Origin of the sequence: Alteromonas sp. BMJM2 (assembly GCF_027257845.1) — a bacterium.
Taxonomy (GTDB): Bacteria; Pseudomonadota; Gammaproteobacteria; order Enterobacterales; family Alteromonadaceae; genus Alteromonas.
The window spans coordinates 26,011-49,763 of sequence record NZ_JAPVOT010000012.1; the positions used below are offsets into that span (position 1 = coordinate 26,011).

The following is a 23,753-nucleotide window of genomic DNA, read 5'->3' on the forward strand; positions in this document are numbered from 1 at the left end:
ATGCGTCTCGTTAACTAGCGATTGTCAGACCTTAACAAAACATATGATCTATCAAAGCAGTGTGAGTATAGCAGGATAAACGGTGACACAAATATGCAAGCAGACGCATGCCATTGCACCAGCAAGCAGGTCATCAAGCATTATTCCCGTACCGCCATGTAATCGTTTATCGATAACACCAATAGGCCAAGGCTTAAGAATATCGAATAGTCTAAATAACACAAACCCCAAGACGAGTGTTGATGCCGTTAGCGGTAAAAATAAAAACGTAACAAACATGCCTGCAATTTCGTCCCACACGATAGAGCCGTGGTCGTGTACCTGCATATCATCAGCAGTTTTACCGCACAAATAAATGCCCACGACTGAAGCAATAAGCGTAATGGCAATAAAGGAAGGAGTAGATAGGCTCATACACAACAAAAGCAGTGGGATAGCGGCGAGGGAGCCAAAGGTTCCCGGCATAACGGGTACCAAACCACTGCCAAACCCAAGCGCTAAGAAGTGCACTGGGTTTTTCATACTTACTCTAGCGCGAAACTCAGCCTGCATGTTAAATGTCCATATTAAAAGGTATGCTCGTAGCCTGTAGACTGCTTTGGCGTGTACTTTTCGTCATTTTTAAACAGCGCTAGCTTATCAGTGTGGCCAGTAAGCTGACCAATACACGTTGCCTTCACGTTTGTACTCGCGATAGAGGTTTCAAGGCTGCCGCGCTGCTCTTCCGATACGGTAAAAATAAGTTCGTAGTCGTCACCTGCAGAAAGCGCATATTCTATGGCTTCATCCTGTGATACCGCACTTGTAAGTGCTCTGGATAACGGCAGACGATCTACGTGAACATTAGCACCACAGCCAGATGCACTTAGAATATGCTTTAAATCGGAGATTACGCCATCAGACACGTCGATACAAGAAGATGCAATACGCCGTATCGCAGTTCCTACCGCAACGCGAGGGGTTGGGAAATAATGTCTGTTTATGAGCACATCTTTCGCTTCGCCTGCCACATCTAGCTTACCCTGTAGAATATCTAAACCGGCACCAGCATCGCCCAGAGTACCGGTAACATACACCCAGTCACCGGGCTTCGCACCACTACGGGTCAGTTCTGAACCTGGAGGGATAAAGCCTTGTGCAGTGATAGTCATGGCCATAGGACCTTTAACCGTATCACCACCAATTAGCTGTACAGAGTAATATTGGGTAAGCTCGTAAAGGCCAGCAACAAAGTCACTTAGCCATGCTTCCTTAACCTCAGGTAGGGACAGGGACAGGCTGATCCAAGCTGGCTCTGCACCCATAGCAGCTAAGTCACTCAAGTTAGCTGCTACGGCTTTGTACGCCACCGATTTAGCGGGTGCATCTCGTAAAAAATGAACATCTGCTACAAGCGTATCGGTAGTTACTGCGAGTTGCTGATTTTCAGGCACCATAGTAACGGCACAATCGTCACCAATACCAATAACTACGTCTCGTCTTTTATGACCGCCAGCAGAAAAGTAGCGGCCGATAAGGTCGAATTCTTTCACGGTAATTTAGAAACCTTAAGTAACGTCCAGTGTCACTGAAATAGGTTAGTCGCGCTCGTCTTTTCGCAGCGTTTTCACTGCTTTGTCGAGTGCACCATTGATGAATTTGTGGCTGTCTTCAGCGCCGAATGATTTAGCTAGTTCAATAGCTTCATTAATGATGACGCGATATGGCACATCGATGCGCTCAGTCAGTTCCAGCGTAGCTATACGAAGAATCGCCTTTTCAATGGCGTCTAACTCTTCTGGCAATCGGCCAAGGTAAGGCTTAATCGTCGCATCCAAATTACTTGCGTTGTGTGCCACCCCTTTTAGGAGCGCTTGGAAATATGCCATATCCACTTTCTGCATATCATTACTGGTAGCTAACGCCAGTTCAATCTGCTGAATATCGTTATGACTCATTTGCCATGAATAAATGCCTTGCAAGGCTAATTCACGGGCTTTACGACGTGCTGAAACTTTCACTAAATAATTACCTTAAAGCTTTTCAACAGCATCGATAACGTTAACCATTTCCAGCGCGCCAAGTGCAGCTTCTGCACCTTTGTTGCCCGCTTTGGTTCCTGAACGTTCGATAGCCTGTTCAATTGAATCTGTTGTGATAACGCCAAATGACAAAGGTATGCCGTATTCTAACGACACTTGCGCTAAACCTTTATTACACTCACCCGCTACAAAATCGAAGTGCGGTGTACCGCCACGAATAACTGCGCCAAGTGCAATGATGCCGTCAAATGACTTTTTCTCGGCAAGTTTTTTAGCCACGATAGGTAGCTCATAGGCACCCGGAACACGTACTACAGTGATGTCGTCTCCACTTACTTCGCCATGACGCTCTAGCGTATCAAGCGCGCCTTCTAATAGGCTTTCAACAACAAAGCTGTTGAAGCGTGAAACAACAATAGCGAATTTTTTACCCGTAGCGCGGATGTTACCTTCAATTACTTGCATGTTTTCATTCCTCGAGAAAAAGCGGCGCGAAGTATACCATAATTACGCCTAAACTGAATCGATTGTTTTTTTACCCAACGACTTTGTTCGCCGCAGCGCAGAATCGTTGAAACTAGGTCGTTGAAACTAGGTCGTTGAAACTAGGTCTTTGAAACCTGGGTAAATAGACAAAAAGTGCGCATCAGCACACTTTTTGTTTCTTATATAACGGTCATGTCGCCAACGTGTTTATGTAATAATTAAAATTAAAAAAACACGTAATTTCTACAATGACCTGTTAGTCGTGAACGTATTCTACAACTTCCAAACCATACCCCGATAGAGCATGGTACTTTATGGGTTTACTCAATAAACGCATCTTATGTACGCCCATCGATGCCAATATTTGACTGCCCACACCAATTGTGCGCGAAGAGCCCTGCCAATCAGCACCGGCTGGCTGCTCGCCTCTATCTTCAGCAGCGAAACGTCGAACTTGGTTTTCTATTTGTTCATCTTTACCAAGGAGAACCAACACGCCGCCCTCGTCTGCAATTTTTTTCATCCCTTGAGATAGCGTCATTGAGCGGTTAATACCCCTTGTAGACCCAAGCAGATCACTAAAGGTATTGTGCAGATGAACACGCACCAAGGTTGGTGATGTTTCAGATATCTCACCTTTCTTAAGAGCGTAATGGAGTTGGTTGTCGATACTGTCTTTAAATGTATGCAGTTCAAAATCGCCGTACTCAGTAGGAATATTGCACTGGGCCACTTTCTCAATGGTCGTCTCATTCAAGTTTCGGTACTCGATAAGATCGGCAATGGTGCCAATTTTCAAATCGTGCTTCGCTGCAAACGTTTCTAGCTCTGGTCGACGCGCCATTGTGCCGTCTTCATTCAGAATTTCAACGATAACACCTGCAGGCTCAAGTCCAGCCAAACGAGGCAAGTCGACGCCCGCCTCAGTGTGACCTGCACGATTTAACACACCACCCTCTTTAGCGATAAGCGGGAAAATATGCCCTGGCTGAACAATATCCGTCGCCTTAGCATCTTTGCCAACTGCAGCCCTAATTGTTGTTGCCCGGTCTGCCGCTGAAATACCAGTAGTAACGCCAGTAGCCGCTTCTATAGAGACAGTGAAATTAGTAGAAAACTGAGCTTCGTTTTTGTCTACCATAAGAGGAAGATTCAGTCGGCGACAGCGGTCCGGCGTCATAGGAAGACAAACAAGGCCTCTTGCATGCGTAACCATAAAATTTATGGCTTCTGGCGTTACATGTTCTGCCGCCATAATAAGATCGCCTTCATTTTCGCGGTCTTCATCATCCATCAAGATAACCATCTTACCCTGACGGATATCTTCTATTATTTCTTCTGATGTATTAAATGCCATGTTTTACACTTCTTGTAGGGTTATTTTTTTAAAAATCCGTTCTCGGCTAAAAACGCCATATCAATGCCTTTCTTAGTAGGCTCAGCGGCTTTATTGCCTAGCATCAGGCGCTCTAGGTATCTGGCGATTACATCAACTTCCAAGTTAACTTCAGTACCAACCTTATAAGTGCCTAACACCGTTTCTTTCAATGTGTGGGGAATTATCCACAGCATAAACTCTGCACCATTGACTTCGTTCACCGTCAAACTCACACCATCTACGGTAATACTACCTTTATGCGCAATATACTTAGCGATAGCGTCGGGCGCTTTTACCCAGATTTCAACGTAATCAGTGTGCTTAATGATTTGACTCACTTCACCTACACCATCAACGTGACCAGAAACAATGTGACCGCCGAAGCGATCTGTAGGACGCATTGCCTTTTCTAAGTTTACGGTAGAGCCTGCCCGGTAATGCTTAAACCCAGTCAGTTTTATGGTTTCAGTAGATACATCTGCGCAATAGTAGTCATCGCCAAAGTCAGTTACTGTCAAGCATACACCATTTGTGGCAATACTATCGCCAAGGGCTACATCAGACATATCCAGATGCTTAGATGATACCGTTAAACGTATATCTTTACCCCGGTTATCTAGCTTTTGAATTGTGCCTAGTGCCTGAATAATACCAGTAAACATAGCTGTCCTCGTTGCCGCGCTTAACTGCGCGAACTAGTAGTGTCTGGGCGGTACGTAAGTTTAATATCGTTACCAACCTGACGATTTTCAATAAGAGAGAGCGAAATAGATTGCTCAATGGCGGTAAAACAAGGCAAAGTCACCATGCTTCTTCCTTTGTTACCAAGCAAAATCGGCGCTTGATAACAAATTAATTCATCCACCAGCCCAGCATTAAGAAGCGCACCAGCAAGACCTGGTCCGGCTTCCACCCATACTTCATTGTACTGCTTATCACCTAAAGCCTGCATTAGCGCGTGCAAATCAACTTGCCCCTGACTTTCCTTGAGCGAAAGATAATGCAATGCATCGGTATCAACGTGAGTTTCGCATGTAGCAATGAGCGTTGTGTGACCATCGTTCAAGCATTGATATTCGCCATTGATTATACCCTTACTGTCAACAACAACACGAGCAGGCTGCCTGATTTCGTCCAGCGGATAGTCACTCAATTGCGCCTCAGATGGCCTAACCAGTAAACTAGGATCATCAGCTAAGACAGTGCCAGAACCTGTGAGCACGCAGCAGCTTTGTGCGCGATAACGCTGAACATCACGTCTAGCCTGAGGCCCCGTAATCCATTGACTCACGCCGTTTTCTAGCGCGATTTTTCCGTCTAAACTAATGCCTAATTTCAGCCTTAAAAATGGTGTTCCTGTGAGCATTCGCTTCACAAAACCTGGGTTTAGTGCAGCGGCCTCTGCAGCCATTACATCACTCACCACTTCTATGCCTGCTTCCTGCAGTTTGCGAATACCATTGCCACTTACATTAGGATTGGGATCTGTCATCGCAATCACTACCCTTGCAACGTTTGCATTGATAAGCGCTTCAGCACAGGGAGGAGTACGACCATAGTGACTGCAAGGTTCAAGAGTGACGTAGGCAGTGGCGGCTGATAGCGATCTTTCGTGTGACTGTCGAGCTTGGTGTAGCGCGTGAACTTCGGCGTGGGGAGTGCCAGCTTTTACGTGATACCCTTGGCCAATACAGTGGTTGTGTTCATCGACAATAACGCAACCGACTCTCGGGTTAGGCGACGTGGTGTAACGGCCTTTTTTTGCAAGTTTGATGGCTTTGGCCATCCAATAATAATCAGATTTAACGGTGTTTTGCTGCACGTGGTGTCCTGTGGTCAGTCTCCAAGCCTCGCAATTTCCTCACCAAATTCTCTTATATCTTCAAAGGATCGATAAACGGAGGCAAAGCGCACGTAGGCAACTTTGTCTAATTCCTTCAATGCTTTCATAATGAGAGTGCCAAGGAATTCGCTTTCAACCTCTCTTTCGCCGGTCGCACGAAGTTCGGATTTGAGGGATATTATACATTGTTCAACTTTTTCTGTGCTTACTGGGCGCTTTTCTAGCGCTCGCTGCAGCCCAGCTCGTAGCTTGTCTTCGTTGAACGGTTCGCGGGAGCCGTCTCGCTTTATAACACGAGGCATTACTAATTCAGCCCCCTCAAACGTAGTAAAACGTTCGTGGCACTGAGCACATTCTCTACGTCTTCGTACCTGATACCCTTCTGCAACTAAGCGAGAATCAATAACTTTCGTTTCTTGCGCTGAACAAAAAGGGCAAAACATAGAATATCCTTTATAATTGCGTACTTAGGCTGATGTAAATTGCAGAGATGCAAGAGTGCATTAGTACCAAAGTACGCAATAAAAGACAAACCTATTTACTTACGAGTAAACAGGGAACTTTGAGCATAGTTCGACTACTTCACCTTGCACGCGCTTGATGACAGACTCATCGCCCATGTTGTCAAGTACGTCACAAATCCAAGTAGCAACTTGCTGGGCTTGTTCTTCTTTAAACCCTCTGCGAGTGATTGCAGGGCTGCCAATGCGAAGGCCACTCGTTACAAACGGTGAACGCGGGTCGTTAGGCACTGAGTTTTTGTTAACAGTAATGTTAGCTGAGCCTAATGCAGCGTCAGCGTCTTTACCAGTGATGTCTTTATCGATTAAATCAAGAAGGAACAAGTGGTTATCTGTGCCACCAGAGACGATGTTGTAACCGCGCTCTTGCATCACTTTAACCATTGCTTTCGCATTTGCCACTACTTGCTGCTGGTACACTTTAAATTCAGGCTCTAGCGCTTCTTTAAAGGCAACTGCTTTGGCGGCAATAACGTGACATAGCGGGCCACCTTGGTTGCCTGGGAAGACTGAGCTATTGAATTTCTTGTATAGCGTTTCGTCGCCACATGACGAAAGAATAAGACCACTGCGGGGACCTGCCAATGTTTTATGAGTCGTTGTGGTAACAACGTGAGCATGTGGAAGTGGGTTCGGATAAACGCCAGCGGCAACTAATCCAGCAACGTGAGCCATATCCACGAGCAAGTAGGCGCCAACACTGTCTGCAATTTCGCGGAATTTAGCCCAATCAACAACGCCTGAGTAGGCTGAGAAACCGCCAATGATCATCTTTGGTTTGTGCTCTTTCGCTAGCGCTTCAACTTGCGCGTAGTCGATTTCACCCGTTTCTTTGTTAAGCCCATACTGCACCGCGTTATATGTTTTGCCTGAAAAGTTAACGTGAGAACCGTGGGTAAGGTGACCGCCTTCAGACAAGCTCATGCCCAATACGGTATCGCCTGCATCAAGCAGCGCCATGAAAACAGCTGTGTTCGCCTGTGAGCCAGCATGAGGCTGAACGTTAGCGTATTCAGCACCAAACAGTTGCTTCGCTCTATCGATAGCAAGTTGTTCTACAACGTCAACATGCTCACAACCGCCGTAGTAGCGCTTGCCAGGATAACCCTCAGCATATTTATTGGTCAATTGAGAACCCTGAGCTTCCATCACACGTGGACTACAGTAGTTTTCAGAGGCTATCAGCTCAATGTGATGTTCTTGACGCTGAACTTCATTGGCCATTGCTGTGGCTAATTCTGGATCAAAGTCAGCTATGTTCATTTCGCGAGAAAACATGGGGGCTCCTTAACTGCGATTATTTATGGCACGGTAAACAATGTTGCGCAAAAAGTGCAATCCTCAACCAAATGAGTCTTGCTCAGACAGCATAATTTTGGAGCCATATTCTAGTCATTTTCGATCACTTGTATACCGCTTTATGGCGAAATTAATTTAAATGACCTAGGTTTAACGTAAATCCTTGGCTACAAGCACATCAGACCTGTTTTTCTAGCGCTTTTACACGGTCAAACAGGCTCCCTATCTTCTGAAGTCTTACGGTGTTTTTACGCCATTCAAGATTGGTTTGGGCAGGCTGGCCTGAAGAATAAACCCCAGGGGAAGTAATATCTTGCACCACCATTGTGAACCCAGTAATTTGCACATTATCACAGATGCTTATATGGCCATTTACTCCACAGCCACCCGCTATAATAACGTGCTTACCGATGTTGCAACTTCCTGCAATACCTGTTGAGCCACAGATGCAAGAATGATCGCCAATGATACAGTTATGGCCAATTTGCACCTGATTATCAACAATTACGTTATCACCAATTATTGTGTCGTCAAGGGCACCGCGGTCAATACTGGTGCTTGCTCCAATTTGACTGTCGTCGCCTATGCGCACCGAACCCAACTGAGGAATAGGTAACCATACGCCTTTATCATTGGCATAACCGAAGCCCGATGATCCAATCACAGTTTGGCTGTGAATAGTCACTCGCTTTCCTATTACCACATCATGGTAAATTGTCACATTAGGGTAAAGCGTACTCCCTTGGCCTATGTGAGTGCCCTTACGTATTACACTGTTGGCACCAATACTCACGCCGTCACCGAGTACAACATTATCCTCGATAATCACGTTCTCGCCTAAAGAGACACCGCTACCAAGTCGAGCGGAAGACGCAATAATGGCGCTTTGAGCAATGTTTGATGCTACCGCTGGCGTGGTGTCAAAGAGCTGAGCAATAAGCGCAAAGGCGACATGAGGATTGTCTACAATAAGTGCAGCACACTTTACATCGTCTTTTACCTTATCGTGCACTATTACTGCACCAGCGTGTGTTTCTGCCAACTGGGACTTGTATTTAGGGTTGGTCAAAAATGAAATCTGATGACTTTTGGCGCCTGCTAAAGTGGCAACCGAGGAAATAGGCGTAGTGCTATCTCCTTGCACAACCCCATCAACATGGCGGGCAAGCTCGGCTAAACTATAAGTACCTTTATCAATGGCTGTCATACACTTAATTACCTGTTAACAATTTCATAGTGAGATGCACACTATGAAAGATGAGTGACTAGCTTTCTTTCAATTCAAAAGCCTTGCCCACGAATTTTGTACGCTCTTTTATATGGGCTAATGTTTACGCTTTTTGCACATACTTTTGTTCGAGTATCATTTACGTATCGTTCTTTGATGCGTCGCTCACTACGAAGGTCTTATCTAAAAAACATTTGAGTTATTAGAGCCCTAGTAAGCTTTTTCAAATCTGCTGCTAAGTTTACCCTAAATAAAGGGGCGCTCCGATTCAATTTTCTCTACTTTTAACCTGAACGCCTAAAAAAGCATCAAGCGCTTACTTCCATGGCGTTACAGACTAGCGCACGCTATAGTGTTGCGAGTACACTATTACCCAATTTATCACCAAATTATAATCAACTGATTATTCACCGCGTTTAAGCGAGGTTAGAGCATGGCTCAATACGTATACAGTATGCATCGCGTTGGCAAAATTGTGCCACCGAATAAACAAATTCTTAAAAATATCTCTCTCAGTTTTTTCCCAGGCGCAAAAATTGGCGTACTTGGTCTAAACGGAGCTGGTAAATCAACACTTTTGCGTATCATGGCAGGTATCGACACCGATATTGAAGGTGAAGCACGTCCCCAGCCAGGATTGAAAATAGGTTATCTATCGCAAGAGCCTCGTCTTGATGAAACCAAAGACGTTCGCGGCAATATTGAAGAGGCCGTAGCGGATGTTAAGCATGCTCTCACACGGCTTGATGAAGTGTACGCTGCCTATGCAGATGCCGATGCCGACTTTGATGCATTAGCCAAAGAGCAAGGTGAACTTGAAGCGGTCATAGCCACCAAAGATGGGCACAACCTTGAAAACGTGCTTGAGCGTGCTGCCGATGCGTTAAGGCTTCCTGCGTGGGATGCTGATGTTAGCAAGCTATCAGGTGGTGAACGTCGTCGGGTTGCATTGTGTCGCCTACTACTTGAAAAACCAGAAATGCTGCTTTTGGACGAACCCACTAACCATTTGGATGCGGAATCCGTAGCATGGCTAGAGCGCTTCTTACACGACTACGAAGGCACCGTGGTAGCCATCACCCATGATAGGTACTTCTTAGATAATGTAGCAGGATGGATTTTAGAACTTGACCGCGGTGAAGGTATTCCATGGGAAGGTAACTACTCATCTTGGCTTGAACAAAAAGAAAGCAGATTGGAGCAGGAAGAGAGAACAGAGACCGCCCGTCAAAAGAGTATTAAACAAGAACTTGAATGGGTGCGCTCAAATCCGAAAGGGCGTCATGCTAAGAGTAAAGCGCGTATGGCTCGGTTTGAAGAGCTTTCTACGAGTGACTATCAAAAGAGAAACGAAACGAACGAGTTATTCATTCCACCAGGCGAGCGTTTGGGCGATAAAGTTATTGATGTATCAAACCTTAAAAAGTCATATGGCGAACGCGTGCTTATCGACGATTTATCATTTAGCGTTCCAAAAGGTGCCATCGTTGGGATTGTCGGTCCAAATGGTGCCGGTAAGTCTACCCTATTTAGAATGCTAACTGGCGCAGAGCAGCCTGATTCAGGAAATATCGAACTTGGTGATACGGTAAACATTGCAGCGGTTGAGCAGTTCCGCGATCACATGAATGAAAACAACACCGTATGGAAGGAAATTTCGGATGACCAAGACATTATCCGAATTGGTAACTTCGAAATTGCCAGTAGAGCCTATTGCAGCAGATTTAACTTTAAAGGTAACGACCAACAAAAGTTTATCAAAGACTTGTCAGGTGGTGAACGTAACCGAGTGCATTTAGCTAAGCTGTTAAAAGCCGGCGGAAACGTGTTGCTACTGGATGAGCCTACCAATGACTTGGATGTTGAAACGCTCCGTGCACTTGAAAATGCCTTGTTGGAGTTCCCTGGTTGCGCGATGGTTATTTCCCACGATAGATGGTTCCTAGACAGAGTAGCGACTCACATTATGGATTACCGTGACGAAGGCAATATTAACTTCTTTGAGGGTAACTATGCCGACTATGAAACATGGCTCAAGCAAGAGTTTGGTAAAGATATTGTGGAACCTCACCGCTTGAAGTACAAGCGCATGTCTAAGTAGTTAATAACGTCGTTGTGAACAACGCTGATAAACGTAACGGTGCGTTAATAGCACGCTGACAACGCAGCTATTAACTCATTAGCATCAGTAAACAGCATTAAGTAACGATAAGGCCCTCTTCAAACAGAGGGCCTTTTTGCGTTACGACACACCTACTAGCTGCCAAAATGAACAGCATCTCGCAAATTATTATTTCTTTACGTTGATAACCCGCCGTTATTCGCTAATACTGGGGTTAATAGGACTTAAAGAGATAAGAGAGCATGACAGACAAGCGTCAATTTCAAAGGGTTGCATTAAATGTTCCGGGAAAGCTTGCCCACAACGATAGCGAAATAGATGTCATTGTTCATGATGTATCCCTACAAGGGATTAAACTACTCGCTACTGAGACTGAACTGGCTAAATTGCCTTTTGATAGTCATGACCCATACGTGGCTAACTTTAGGGCCAACGAGGATAGCCCTCTCATCACTTTATATATAGAGCAGCTTTATCGACATTCAGATAGCCGCAAGTCGAAGGTGTCATTGGGATGTAAGGTGTCACAAATGGATATAAATTGCGTCAGTGCCCTGCGACGCTTAATTAGTTTAAATAGCCCAGATGACAGCATTGATGAAAAAGATCTCAATGCGTTGGTCAATGCTGTCTATGAACACGGTAATTAACACTTACTTTCAGGTAGACCTTATTCTACTGTTCCAACGCATCTAGTGCTTCTGACAAACGGGCTACCGGTATTACCCTCATACTCTGCATGGCTTGCTTCGGCATATTAGCTTTTGGCACTATCGCACGTTTAAATCCGTGCTTTGCAGCTTCAATGATGCGTTCGGTGCCATTGGGAACAGGCCTAATTTCACCAGCTAGCCCTACTTCACCAAAGACAATAAGGTCATTAGGCAGCGAGCGATTTCTAAAGCTAGAAATCATTGCCAGTAGTAACGCCAAATCAGCACCAGTCTCGGTTACCCTTACACCACCCACTACATTCACAAACACATCTTGATCGTTCATTTGAACATTGCCGTGGCGATGAAGTACGGCTAGCAGCATCGAAAGCCTGTTTTGATCAAGGCCCACCGCGATACGTCTTGGATTAGACATTTGTGAGTAATCTACCAACGCCTGAATTTCAACAAGCAGTGGCCGCGTTCCCTCCCAAATAACCATAACGCTGGAGCCTGGAGTTTCATTTTCGTCACGACTTAAAAATATGGCAGACGGATTTTTGACCTCTTTCAAGCCTTTTTCAGTCATCGCAAAAACGCCCAGCTCATTGACCGCACCAAAGCGGTTTTTATGACTGCGCAAGGTGCGATAACGACCATCGCTTTCCCCTTCCAGCATCATTGAGCTATCTATACAGTGTTCTAGCACCTTCGGCCCGGCAAGGTTGCCATCTTTCGTCACGTGGCCGACAATGAACATAGCGATATGATTTTGCTTGGCAAAGCGCGTTAGATAGGCAGCACCTTCACGAACCTGAGACACACTACCAGGTGCAGACTGGACGTCGGCAACATGCATGACTTGGATTGAATCAATAACCATTATTTTTGGTTTTTCAGTCATTGCTAAATCGCAAATGGTTTCGACGTTGGTTTCAGCGAGCATCATTAAGTTGTCATCCGGTAACGATAATCGTTTTGCGCGCATCGCCACTTGCTGTAGCGACTCCTCACCGGTAACGTAAAGCGCCTTCTCAGTCTTTGCCATTTGGCACATCACTTGAAGCAAAAGCGTACTTTTTCCCGCGCCAGGCGATCCACCGATTAGCATTGCAGCGCCTGGAACAATCCCGCCGCCAAGAACGCGATCCAACTCTTTAAAGCCCGAAGAAAAACGAGGCAGCGCTTCTAGGTCAATGGCGTTTAATTTCTCGATTTTGGCCGCTGTCTGCCCTGCATATCCTGCGTTAACTTGACGCGTATTTTCTTTGGCGCTTGCCACTACAAACTCGCTAATGGTATTCCATTGTTTACATTCAGTGCATTGTCCTTGCCAACGAGGAAATTCTGCACCACAGTCAGAACACACATAAGCAGTTTTACGTTTTGCCATTTTCCAGTTTTATCCACAACTTAAAAAGAGTATTCTATCATTAAACGGCTTTGGAATAAGTACAAGGCTTCTTGAATTTGAAGATGAAAGCAGGCTTACCAGAGAAATTCAAAGGTTAAGGTCTTTTCTTCCACTGCCGATAAAAACTAAAATGAATAATGTAAACAACAAAGTTGCGCATAGATGAGTCAAGACTTAGCACAGTACGCTGACATAATCGATCAGTTAAAACCAATGGTTAACGAGCCCGAGTTCAACCAAGTTTTACAGCAAGTTGCGTCTGACATTCCAAAGGAAAAGCGCTTCTTAATTAAAATGGAAGTAAAGCGCCTTGCAAAACCTTGCATGCGCACGATTGACCTACGTGGAAACGTAGACGGTAAGTGTAAGAAATATCCCCATGAAGGCAGAAACCACTACATGGACGATATTGCCGTTGACAAATTTGAAGAGCAACTGCGAATATTTGGCCGCTACACCTACGGCGTATACGAGGCGGTTCAAAGCACAGAAAATAACTTTCGTTTAATGCAAGAGCGCGAGGTTGCACAAGAGCGCGTAGAAATGGCGCGACCAGAATTAAAGAAACGGTCAGCAGTGCTAGAGCAGTTCAAAGTCCCCACAGTAAACTTATTAGACTATAGACAGCGCAATACTGAGCGTATGAACTTTGCGGTGGCGGTAGAAATATTTAATAAGTATAACGAATCAATGCGTGGCCTCAGTGTGGATATTTCTCTTGAGGGACTGCAAGTGAAGTTATCGAAAGACACCATCTTTGAAAAAGGCGATCTGCTTTTTATCTACTTCAGAGGGCTTGAGAATGAGTTCACGATGGATAAGAAAAATGGTATCGCTTACAAGTTAGTAAAAATTTCCACGAAAAACGATGTGAAATACCTCGCCCTACAACGGGATCCCGAACATCCAAACAAAAGCTTTGATCAATTTTTAGAGAGTTTTATTCACGGTAACAAACGTCGCTATAAAGTTAACATGAATAACACGATCGAAGCGATAACCAGTAAAACGTCTGAACAATATTTCTCACCCCGCAGTCCAACTCTGCCGGTTTACATCGACGTTGTGAATCAAACGTTGGTGCCACGCTTTGCTATGATGAACGAAGTAAATCGAGAAACATTGCAATACTGGCAGGATGAAGAAGACAACTGCCGTTTGAATTTTCTGCTCACTCAAGAGCGGCTCAAGCGCTTGCTGCAAAAGTCTGAAGAAGTTAGAGAATGTTTTGTTTATAGCTTTACCCATTTGCAAAACAGTAAAGTTTACTTCTATTCGGCCTCATTTGAAGAACTCGCGCAAAAAGACCTGCTTAAACAAGTATTTTTAGGCTTTGGTTCCAAAAAAGCGAGCTGGAGGGTGTATAAGATAGCGCTGACCAGTATGGTTCCTGAACAGGCACACATTCCGCTTTCTATTCCTGATTCTGTCGGTAGTAAAGTGAAGAAGCTCAACACGCCGCTTTCTGCCAGACTTATGTCGAAGCTTAAAAACTTGCGCTACCTTGCCCACATTACCGATGTCACATCAATAACGGGCCAAGAAACCTACAATGAATTTGCGTTTAATCGGGATAATCTTTCGCACTTGCGTAACTTTGGTCATCCCCGCAATCGTCCACCAGCTGATATTCAAGTTGTACGATTCAAAAACGAAGAATTAAGAATAGAGAGTCGCTATCGACTACGCACGCACATTGAAGCGCGTTTCAATGGTGACGAGAACGTTCACAAAGGTGTGAGCGAAGATATCTCAGTACATGGTTTGGGCCTTCGAGTAGAGTTAACAAAGGAATATGTCGGCAGTCTAGAGGGCCGTGTCGAAGTCGCATTTCCTCGCCTTCAGGCCATTACTACAACGTTTGACGTTATGCAATTACAGTATGAAATCATTTATCACAATGTCGAAAAGAACATACTGCATTTAAAAGCAGCTCCAGGCGATGAGGGTAAAACGGCGCGAAGTTTTTTTGAAGAACTAATAAAGAAAAACAAAGCAAACCTGCATGCGGAGTCTGACGAAGAAGAGATCCCAGGTATGGGACAAGCTCTTCGCTGTATAAATGCTAGAAATGCTACCTCTCTTTCTTTTCTTATGAGCAAGGAGGGCGTTAGGTATACCCCGCAAGCGGGCATCATTGGTAAACAAGATGAACGGATAACGTTACTTACTACCCAGTATGCCGAGCGAGGAAAAGTAAATTTGGAATTCTTGTTTCGAGATCGAAAGCAAGACTCGCCATTTGTCCAAAGCGGTGTGAAGACAGTAAAGCTAGAAAATATGCCGTTGCGACAAGAGTTATTTGTCTCTTTTGACAATAGTCAAAAAGATTCACGAATGGCTATTATCCCTCGCTATTCTCACAAGTTTGAAAATAATACACAACGACAGAATTTTATTAAAGAAGCAATGACCCGAGGTCAGTTTATTGCAATACATGTCATGCTTACCACCACGGGTAAACCCGACCTATCTATGCTGCAAACAGAGATAAATTACGTGACCATGTATGCCATGCACCGAGCAAGAGAGCTTGAGAAAAAAATGTGGAGTATTGCTGCCTGCGCTCACCTTGTTGATGTAACCGATGAAGTATTAGTGCGTTATGGTTTTAGCACTGCAGAAATTGCGCAAAACCGAACACTTGAGGGTATGACGCGAAGCCAAACCTCAAACCGCCCACTCCTCGGCAATACGGATAGCTCGAATAATTCAGAAAGCGAAGGCAATCCATCACATAAACCCGCCGCTGAAAACTTATAAGACATCTAAAAGAGGGAGAGCCTCCCTCTTTCCTATTCCTGTAGAAAATAAAGCAAACTGTGAAGGCTTCCTACACGTATGGCAACATCAGCCTTCTCGTTTACTACAGGCTTACCGTGGCAAGCTACACCCATTGCTGATTCAGCCATCATGACCAGATCGTTAGCTCCATCTCCCATTGCCACAGTCTGTGTATCTGGGATATTCCAGGTTGTTGCTAGTTCTTTAACCGTTTTGGCCTTAACATCGGCATTAACTATCTCGCCATTCACTTTTCCGGTAAGAAGTCCATTTTCAATCACTAATGTGTTGGACCTGGCGTAATCTAGTCCTAATCTACGTTTTAAATGATCAGCAAAATAAGTAAAACCACCCGATGCAATTGCTAGCTTCCAGTTGTGTTTTTTCAACTCGTTAATCAATGCTTGTATACCAGGCATGATGGGGACGCTATCTCTAATCTGGCGCAGGTGTTCAACGGGTACCCCCTTAAGGCAAGCAACCCGATGGTGGAGACTTTCGTTAAACGCTATTTCTCCTCGCATGGCTTTTTCTGTCACTTTTGCGACTTCTTCACCTACGTCTGCCAGCTTGGCAATTTCATCGATGCACTCTATACCTATTACCGTGCTGTCCATATCCATAACCAACAAACCGCCTTTAGAAAGAGAAGGTTGTGTCTGTTGTAAACCGATATCAACGTTAAAGGTTTCTGATAAAGCACCAAGGAGGGCTCTCAAGCTCGCTAAGTCGTCGTCGAGAAGATTTCCCTTTATCACCACTACATCATCACCGAATTGTTGATGTAAATGATGGAACGCTAAACTTACCGTATCGAATTGTGATTGGGTGTCAGTCAGTATATTGCCGACAATATAGGGAGTGAGTGCCTGGCCTATGATGGTCATTGACGCGTGAAAGGACACATCGCGTTGCTGCATGGCTATAAGACCAGCTAGTGCTGCAGAGCAATGCATGTCATCTGCAGCGTTATCACCTAACAACTGCTTAAAAGTGTCGAGCACAGGAATATCCTAAAAAATAGTTATAGGTACATGCTACCGAATTGGCGAGTGTAATAAAATATCCGCTTTCAAAATAGTAAGATTTATCCTACTGTTACACTCATAGTCATCCCTGAACGGAATTCCATGTTGGCAAAGGCTGAAACCAACTTATTGACCTCGTCAACAAGTCACTCTCATTCGTTGTATACCGTTGTTAAAAGGCTGCTACACACGTTGTTAGCGAGCCTTGTGATCGGTTTGCTTGTTGCGCTGTTACTCCTGCTTCAGCGTTATCAGGAAGAATGGCTGCTTACGCAAACCGAGTATTCAGGCAGCAGTGCAGCTAGGCAGTATGCAAAACTTGTTTCACCTATTTTGGACACTGAAAACGACACTGCAAAAGCGCTAGCGCTTAAAAACATCGCTGTTGTTTTAACTCAAGAGCCTCACGTTCTCGGCATTGCGATATTTGACGAAAGAGGCCAGTACATCGCTCCTCTACCAAAAACGGAAAGTGTCGTTACCTTGAGTCAATCTCAAGAAATACGACCTCTCACTTTTGTTGAGTCGGTTGTAAACGACAGCGACAACGTGATTGGGTACGTCCATATTCACATGAATACAAAGGTAGTCTTAGCAGACCCGCTGGCTCTTAGAACACAGCTAATACTCATTGGGGTTATTGTCTTGTTTTTAGCATTGGTGATAGGGATATACCTTACCCGTGGATTCTACAAATTTAGACCTTGGGTGATAAACAAAATTGCACAACTAGGAAACGTTCAATCAAAATAACTAAACTAAGCGGTGGTAGTTTTTAACTCACCAGCAATTGATGACGTTGAAAGGAATTTCCTCCAAAAGAGGTTAAGCTAAAAGGGCTTTGGCCTAAACAGGCGTTCGTAGTTGGCAGATGTTAATGCCTCAATTTCACTGGGCTCTATGTCAGAAATGTCGGCAAGGGCTGTAACCACATCTTTTAGATAATGCGGCATATTAGGTTGACCTTGTCTGCCGGCCATTGGCATGTCCGGTGCATCTGTCTCCAGTAAAATACTGTCTGTATGGTTACGAAGTAAATGAGCTACGGTATCTCTTGTCTTCTTAGCACGTTCGTAGGTGATCGTGCCGCCAATTCCTAAGTAGAACCCTCTTTCAATGTATCGCTCAGCAATATCTATACTGCCTGAAAATGCGTGGACTACCCCCCTTCCAGAAAAAGAAGTCGCTTTCAATGATTCGAATAACAAATGATGAGATTTACGATGATGCAAAATAACGGGAAGATCGTAAGCATCCGCGAGAGCGATGTGAGCGTGAAAAACCTGCTTTTGAATATTTATATCAACCGATATGTGGCCGTCTAACCCCGTCTCTCCAATGGCGCAGAAACGGCCTTGAGCCGTAGGTTGACAGCCTTGAGCGGTAGGTGAACAGCCCTGAGCGGTAGGTGAACAGCCTTGAGCGCTGCGTAGCCCTCCCTTAGCATCTGCCACAGCGCGAGCAACGGCTTCTTCAAGCTTCTTAATCAAAGTGGGAATGGCGCCGATGTCACTGGGTAAAAAGTAAGGATGGAGCCCAATGGCGGTGTCGACAGGAAGAATATCACTGTATTGCTGTTTGGTGTATTGTCTAAGCACCTCCCATGACTCAGGTGTAATGCCCGGTACCATTATTCGCTCTATGCCATTTTGCTTAGCTAGCTGCAGAGCCTCTGTAATATTAGTACCCAAGGGAGCCAAATTAAGATGACAATGACTGTCTATCATGTCGCCTTCCCCTTAAATTAAACTCTTCTTTAAACGCTCTGCTTGGTCTTATGACACTGGATGCTCGTGCAAAAAATTATGGCATCAATCGTTGAGTGTTCCAGTTTCCAGCTGCATCCATGTTGTATTCAATACGATCGTGAAGTCTATCTTCCCCCCCCTGCCAAAACTCAATTTGATGAGGAACTATTCGAAATCCTCCCCAAAAATCGGGCACAGGAAGCTCTTTATTCGCAAACTTGTCTTTTAGCTGCTTAAACTGGGTGAGCAAAAGCGCCTTACTACTAATTGGTTTACTTTGCTTAGAGGCATAAGCAGCAAGTTGACTGTCTTTCGGACGTGAGAAAAAGTACGACGCATTTTCACTGGTCGATAGCTTTTCTACTGTGCCGCAGACACGTACCTGCCTCTCCATAAAAAACCAAGGGAAATGACAGGAGACTTTTGGATTCAGTGCGAGCTCTTGGGCTTTTCTACTTCCTAGGTTGGTGAAGAAAACGAAGCCATTTTTGTTTACATCTTTCAGCAGCACAATACGCTGTGAAGGCTGACCGCTAGCATCCACCGTTGCCACAGTCATGGCTGTGGGATCTGGAATGTTCGCATCGATGGCATCTTGCAACCACTTATCAAACAATTGAAAAGGTGTATGGGTAATGTCTGACTCGCTCAATGTTCCTTTTGAGTACTGTCTGCGCATATCTGAAATAGTCATCAACTTCTCCTGCCCAATGCTTTTCCAACGTTGAGAATAACTTTTATTAAGACCAGCCCTTAATTAAGAGCCATACTTTGATGTTAAAACATTGCGCTTAAACAAATACAAATTCGACATTAAAAACGAACAATCATCGGGATGAGATCACACCAATTACACAGCCATAAACACGCTATTAGAAATTGCTGTCATCGCCGTATCCAAGAGAGCGTAACGCTCGCTCATCATCAGCCCAACCCTGCTTTACCTTTACCCAAAGCTCTAAGAACACTTTATTGTCAAACAGGTTTTCCATGTCTTTACGAGCATGCTCACCAATTGTTTTAAGGTGTTTTCCACCCTTGCCAATAATCATGCGCTTTTGGGTTTCACGCTCTACCAAAATAAGACCACTTATGCGATAAACACCATTTTCAGCCATTTTAAACTGCTCAATTTCCACCGTCGTTGAGTAAGGAAGCTCGTCACCGGTGAAACGCATCAGTTTTTCACGAATAATTTCTGCGGCCATAAATCGGCTAGAACGATCGGTTATGTAATCTTCCGGGAAAAAGAAATCGCTCGGCGGAAGCGACTTGGCAACTAACTCGCGGATATCATCTACCATTTTGTCTTGTTTAGCGCTAATTGGAACAATATGCTCAAATGTGTGTTTCTCACCCAGTTTGCGCAAATGCGTAACGAAACCTTCTCGGTCTTCTACTTTGTCCATTTTATTGACAATAAGGTAACAAGGTAGCTTAGATTGCTTCACCTTTGTCATTACCATTTCGTCATCCGCATTCCAACGATCGCCCTCAATCACGAATAATATCAGGCCAACTTCGGCGAGCGAACTAGATGCTGCACGGTTCATGTACCGGTTGATTGCACGCTTCTCATCTTGATGGAGCCCAGGTGTGTCAACATAAATAGCCTGATAGTCACCGTCGGTGTCAATACCCAGTATGCGATGTCGCGTCGTTTGAGGTTTTCTCGAGGTAATACTGACCTTTTGCCCTAACAAACGGTTGAGCAAGGTAGATTTACCTACATTTGGGCGGCCAACGATGGCCACTAAACCACAGCGTGTCTGCGGTTGTGAATAATGTATTTCGTTGTCATTATTAGTCATCAAGCTTCTCCAGCGTTAAACGGGCAGCTTCTTGTTCAGCTTTACGACGGCTATTTCCTGTTGCTTTTACAGGTTCAGCTAAATTTTCAACCGTACAGCTCACTTGAAAAACTTGTGCGTGGTCTTTCCCAGAAATAGACATCACTTCGTACGTGGGCAGAGGTAATTTTCGACCCTGCAAAAATTCCTGCAAGCGAGTTTTATTGTCTTTAGGGTGGGCGTGTGGATCTAACTTATTAATACGCGTTTCCCAAAGCCGATCTATTACGTGGCGCACCTCTTCCATACCTGAGTCGAGATAAATGGCGCCCAATAACGCTTCTACTGCATCCGCAAGAATAGAACTGCGACGATGCCCGCCGCTTTTCAGCTCGCCTGGGCCTAAGTGAAGTAACTCACCCATACTGGCCTCACGAGCTAGCTCTGCTAACGTGTCGCCTTTCACAAGGGTTGAGCGCATACGAGTTAACTTGCCCTCGGGTACATCTGGAAAGCGCTTGTATAACGTCTCGCCTATAATCATTCCCAGTATGGCATCGCCTAGGAACTCAAGGCGTTCATTGTGCTGTTTTGCCGCGCTTCTGTGGGTAAAAGCTTGATCGAGTAAAGCGATGTCATTGAACGTATAGTCTATCGCCTTGTAAAGGCGACGGTATTTATCTATGCCCTGCATTAACGAATGCCACCTGTACGTTCGAATCGAACGCCTGTGGGGACCCACGTGGGTAACATATCTTGAGGTTTGCGCTCGAACTCAAACGAAATCCAGATAGCCACCGCTTTGCCAACTAAGTTTTCATCGGGTACGAACCCCCAAAAACGACTATCACGGCTATTATCGCGGTTATCACCTAACACAAAATAATTATTTTCAGGCACAATCCATTCATTGCGGCGTGTACCTGGTTGCGTATAAAAATTAGCAGGTGATATATCGCGCAGCGGATGGCGTAATATATCATGTTCTATGTCGCCTAGTGATTCGGTGTAACGCATTAGCTGCGCCATATCCTGGACAAACTCACCACGTTCCTGGAAAGAGAGCGGCACGGCTTCCAGTGCTGGGCAGTTTTCGCTTTCAACACATTTGGGCTTTATGTACACCTGCTTATTTTGATAAACCACAGTGTCGCCAGGCATTCCTATTACGCGTTTGATGTAATCGATGCCGGTATCCTCTGGGTACTTAAATACGACCACATCGCCTCGTTCTGGCGCTCCGGTTTCAATGAGCTTACTGCGAAACACAGGGTCTTTTACACCATACGCAAACTTTTCAACCAATATAAAGTCGCCAACAAGCAGTGTGGGCATCATAGAGCCAGAAGGTATTTGAAAAGGCTCGTAGATGAACGAGCGCAATACGAGTACGAAGGCAATAACAGGGAAAATTTGCTGCGATGTATCCACTAAGTACGGTAATTGTGGATCTTCACCGTAACTTGCATTCTCAGCTACTGCTGACGCCTGCAGACGCGCTTTGCGCTTTGGTGCAAACACCAGGCTATCTACTAGCCATATAAGCCCTGTAATTAGCGTCAAACCAACTAAGATGAGAGAAAAATAATTTGCCATTATTTACCCACCTTCAATACAGCAAGGAAGGCATCTTGCGGCAGCTCAACATTACCTATCTGCTTCATGCGTTTTTTACCTTCTTTCTGCTTTTGCAGTAGCTTCTTCTTACGACTAATATCGCCGCCATAACATTTAGCAATAACGTTTTTGCGCAACTGTTTGACCGTACTACGAGCAACAATATGATTACCAATGGCAGCCTGAATAGCAATGTCAAACATCTGGCGAGGAATAAGCTCGCGCAGCTTTTCAACGAGTTCTCTACCGCGACCCTGAGAGTTTTCTCTGTGAGTGATGACTGCTAGCGCGTCTACTCTTTCGCCGTTAATCAGTATATCCACTCGCACCATATCTGACGTTAGGAAGCGCTTGAAGTTGTAATCTAGTGACGCAAAGCCCCGACTTGTCGATTTTAAACGGTCAAAGAAATCAAGCACTACCTCTGCCATGGGCAGTTCGTAAGTTACGGCAACCTGCTTACCGTGGTAAGTCATGTTGGTCTGCATACCGCGCTTTTCAACGCATAAGGTTATTACGTTTCCAAGGTATTCTTGGGGTACCAAAATGTTGGCTTCAACTAGCGGCTCACGAATTTCTGCAATGTCGTTTACTGGAGGTAATTTTGCAGGACTATCAACGGTGAGAATTTCGCCCTTAGTCGTTTCAACCTCATAAATTACAGTTGGTGCTGTGGTGATTAAACCAAGATCATACTCTCGCTCAAGACGCTCTTGGATAATTTCCATATGAAGCATACCAAGAAAGCCGATTCTAAACCCAAACCCTAGCGCAGCAGAACTCTCTGGCTCGTAAAATAGAGACGCGTCATTTAAGCTTAGCTTAGCTAGCGCATCACGAAAGTCTTCATAATCGTCAGAACTAATGGGGAAGATACCCGCATAAACTTGGGGCTTAATCTTTTTGAAACCAGGCAGCATTTCAGTGGCAGGTGCTTTTGCAAGTGTAATGGTATCGCCCACTGGCGCACCCTGGATATCTTTTATTCCCGCAATAATGAAACCAACCTCACCGGCACGAAGAATCCCTGTATCTAGCGCTTTAGGCGTAAATACACCAATTTTATCCACTTGGTGAATTTGGCCGTTAGACATAATTTGAATTTTGTCTTTCTTATTGAGTTGCCCCTCAACAATGCGTACTAGTGAAACAACGCCTTGATAGTTGTCAAACCACGAATCGATAATCAGTGCTTTAAGCGGTGCTTCTCTATCGCCACCTGGAGGAGGGATCTTATTGACGATAACTTCGAGTACGTCTTCAATACCAATGCCAGTTTTCGCTGAACAGCGGACCGCTTCTAACGCATCGATACCAACAATATCTTCAATCTCTTCTGCCACACGGTCTGGATCAGCTTGAGGTAAGTCGATTTTATTTAAGATAGGCACAACTTCCATATCCATCTCAATGGCGGTGTAGCAGTTTGCTAAGGTCTGTGCTTCCACGCCCTGACCCGCATCAACCACAAGTAGCGCACCTTCACAAGCAGCTAGTGATCGGGATACCTCGTAGGTAAAGTCAACGTGCCCTGGAGTATCAATGAAATTAAGCTGATAGGTTTCACCGTTTTGGGCGCTGTACTCTAGTGTTACGCTCTGCGCTTTGATTGTAATTCCACGCTCTTTTTCTAAATCCATGGAATCTAGAACTTGCTCAGCCATTTCGCGAGATGAGAGCCCGCCACAATGTTGAATAAGACGGTCCGACAATGTCGATTTACCGTGGTCGATATGGGCGATAATACTGAAGTTACGAATGTGCGATTGTTGCATAATGCTGGAATTTACCTGCAGAAAAATTCATTAAACGAAAAAATAC

General features: G+C 44.9%; 22 protein-coding genes. 4 read left to right on the forward strand and 18 right to left on the reverse strand.

Translation table 11 applies throughout. The features are described from left to right. Positions 1–51: 51 nt before the first annotated feature. The 10 genes from O9X84_RS13175 to lpxD form a co-directional block, all read right to left on the reverse strand. The gene (locus O9X84_RS13175) at positions 52–552 is read right to left on the reverse strand and encodes a phosphatidylglycerophosphatase A family protein (protein WP_269520188.1); all 501 of its coding nucleotides are present in this window, start codon (positions 550–552) and stop codon (positions 52–54) included. Positions 553–566: 14 nt separating this feature from the next. Further along, positions 567–1,532 (reverse strand): thiamine-phosphate kinase, encoded by a 966-nt coding sequence (thiL, locus tag O9X84_RS13180; protein WP_269520189.1) that lies wholly within the window; start codon positions 1,530–1,532, stop codon positions 567–569. Between the two features lie 45 nt (positions 1,533–1,577). Then, complete coding sequence (gene nusB, locus O9X84_RS13185; protein ID WP_032096924.1) at positions 1,578–2,000, reverse strand: transcription antitermination factor NusB; 423 nt, start codon at positions 1,998–2,000, stop codon at positions 1,578–1,580. A 12-nt stretch (positions 2,001–2,012) separates the two neighbouring features. Then, positions 2,013–2,486 carry a 6,7-dimethyl-8-ribityllumazine synthase gene (gene ribH / locus O9X84_RS13190; protein ID WP_269520190.1) on the reverse strand — a complete coding sequence of 158 codons (474 nt, stop codon included), beginning with the start codon at positions 2,484–2,486 and terminating at the stop codon, positions 2,013–2,015. Positions 2,487–2,763: 277 nt separating this feature from the next. After that, positions 2,764–3,864, reverse strand: a complete 1,101-nt coding sequence (gene ribBA / locus O9X84_RS13195) for a bifunctional 3,4-dihydroxy-2-butanone-4-phosphate synthase/GTP cyclohydrolase II (protein WP_269520191.1) — start codon at positions 3,862–3,864, stop codon at positions 2,764–2,766. A 20-nt stretch (positions 3,865–3,884) separates the two neighbouring features. Then, positions 3,885–4,547 carry a riboflavin synthase gene (locus tag O9X84_RS13200; RefSeq protein ID WP_269520192.1) on the reverse strand — a complete coding sequence of 221 codons (663 nt, stop codon included), beginning with the start codon at positions 4,545–4,547 and terminating at the stop codon, positions 3,885–3,887. 20 nt (positions 4,548–4,567) lie between these two features. After that, positions 4,568–5,707 (reverse strand): bifunctional diaminohydroxyphosphoribosylaminopyrimidine deaminase/5-amino-6-(5-phosphoribosylamino)uracil reductase RibD, encoded by a 1,140-nt coding sequence (gene ribD / locus O9X84_RS13205; RefSeq protein ID WP_269520193.1) that lies wholly within the window; start codon positions 5,705–5,707, stop codon positions 4,568–4,570. Positions 5,708–5,721: 14 nt separating this feature from the next. After that, positions 5,722–6,171 (reverse strand): transcriptional regulator NrdR, encoded by a 450-nt coding sequence (nrdR, locus tag O9X84_RS13210; protein WP_269520194.1) that lies wholly within the window; start codon positions 6,169–6,171, stop codon positions 5,722–5,724. Between the two features lie 99 nt (positions 6,172–6,270). Continuing rightward, positions 6,271–7,527: a serine hydroxymethyltransferase gene (gene glyA / locus O9X84_RS13215; protein WP_269520195.1), complete on the reverse strand. Its 1,257-nt coding sequence runs from the start codon at positions 7,525–7,527 to the stop codon at positions 6,271–6,273. Between the two features lie 199 nt (positions 7,528–7,726). Further along, the gene (gene lpxD / locus O9X84_RS13220; RefSeq protein WP_269520196.1) at positions 7,727–8,755 is read right to left on the reverse strand and encodes a UDP-3-O-(3-hydroxymyristoyl)glucosamine N-acyltransferase; all 1,029 of its coding nucleotides are present in this window, start codon (positions 8,753–8,755) and stop codon (positions 7,727–7,729) included. A 454-nt stretch (positions 8,756–9,209) separates the two neighbouring features. Here lpxD and ettA point away from each other — a divergent pair, with 454 nt between their 5' ends. Together ettA and O9X84_RS13230 are read left to right on the forward strand one after the other, a co-directional pair. Continuing rightward, positions 9,210–10,877: an energy-dependent translational throttle protein EttA gene (gene ettA / locus O9X84_RS13225; protein WP_269520197.1), complete on the forward strand. Its 1,668-nt coding sequence runs from the start codon at positions 9,210–9,212 to the stop codon at positions 10,875–10,877. Positions 10,878–11,140: 263 nt separating this feature from the next. Next, positions 11,141–11,548: a PilZ domain-containing protein gene (locus O9X84_RS13230; protein WP_269520198.1), complete on the forward strand. Its 408-nt coding sequence runs from the start codon at positions 11,141–11,143 to the stop codon at positions 11,546–11,548. A gap of 25 nt (positions 11,549–11,573) precedes the next feature. Here the strand turns inward: O9X84_RS13230 and radA are convergent, their stop codons facing one another. Then, on the reverse strand, positions 11,574–12,944 hold the full coding sequence (radA, locus tag O9X84_RS13235; protein ID WP_269520199.1) for a DNA repair protein RadA: 1,371 nt from the start codon (positions 12,942–12,944) through the stop codon (positions 11,574–11,576). Between the two features lie 183 nt (positions 12,945–13,127). Between radA and O9X84_RS13240 the strand changes: the two genes are divergently transcribed. Continuing rightward, entirely contained in the window at positions 13,128–15,728 is a 2,601-nt protein-coding gene (locus tag O9X84_RS13240; protein ID WP_269520200.1) for a PilZ domain-containing protein, read from the forward strand. A gap of 32 nt (positions 15,729–15,760) precedes the next feature. On the opposite strand, the gene serB is transcribed toward O9X84_RS13240, so the two are convergent. After that, positions 15,761–16,705, reverse strand: a complete 945-nt coding sequence (serB, locus tag O9X84_RS13245; protein ID WP_269520268.1) for a phosphoserine phosphatase SerB — start codon at positions 16,703–16,705, stop codon at positions 15,761–15,763. A 174-nt stretch (positions 16,706–16,879) separates the two neighbouring features. On the opposite strand from serB, the gene O9X84_RS13250 reads away from it, so the two are divergent. Further along, positions 16,880–17,530 carry an AhpA/YtjB family protein gene (locus O9X84_RS13250; protein ID WP_269520201.1) on the forward strand — a complete coding sequence of 217 codons (651 nt, stop codon included), beginning with the start codon at positions 16,880–16,882 and terminating at the stop codon, positions 17,528–17,530. A 77-nt stretch (positions 17,531–17,607) separates the two neighbouring features. On the opposite strand, the gene O9X84_RS13255 is transcribed toward O9X84_RS13250, so the two are convergent. The 6 genes from O9X84_RS13255 to lepA form a co-directional block, all read right to left on the reverse strand. Next, complete coding sequence (locus tag O9X84_RS13255) at positions 17,608–18,504, reverse strand: TatD family hydrolase (protein ID WP_269520202.1); 897 nt, start codon at positions 18,502–18,504, stop codon at positions 17,608–17,610. Positions 18,505–18,580: 76 nt separating this feature from the next. Next, positions 18,581–19,219, reverse strand: a complete 639-nt coding sequence (pdxH, locus tag O9X84_RS13260; protein WP_269520203.1) for a pyridoxamine 5'-phosphate oxidase — start codon at positions 19,217–19,219, stop codon at positions 18,581–18,583. Positions 19,220–19,397: 178 nt separating this feature from the next. After that, positions 19,398–20,336, reverse strand: coding sequence for a GTPase Era (era, locus tag O9X84_RS13265; RefSeq protein WP_269520204.1), 939 nt, complete (start codon positions 20,334–20,336; stop codon positions 19,398–19,400). Then, positions 20,329–21,009 carry a ribonuclease III gene (gene rnc / locus O9X84_RS13270; RefSeq protein ID WP_269520205.1) on the reverse strand — a complete coding sequence of 227 codons (681 nt, stop codon included), beginning with the start codon at positions 21,007–21,009 and terminating at the stop codon, positions 20,329–20,331. The genes era and rnc overlap by 8 nt, the downstream gene beginning before the upstream one ends. Further along, complete coding sequence (gene lepB, locus O9X84_RS13275) at positions 21,009–21,911, reverse strand: signal peptidase I (protein WP_269520206.1); 903 nt, start codon at positions 21,909–21,911, stop codon at positions 21,009–21,011. The genes rnc and lepB overlap by 1 nt, the downstream gene beginning before the upstream one ends. Beyond that, on the reverse strand, positions 21,911–23,707 hold the full coding sequence (gene lepA / locus O9X84_RS13280) for a translation elongation factor 4 (protein WP_269520207.1): 1,797 nt from the start codon (positions 23,705–23,707) through the stop codon (positions 21,911–21,913). Before lepA ends, lepB begins: the two co-directional genes overlap by 1 nt. Positions 23,708–23,753: the final 46 nt, after the last annotated feature.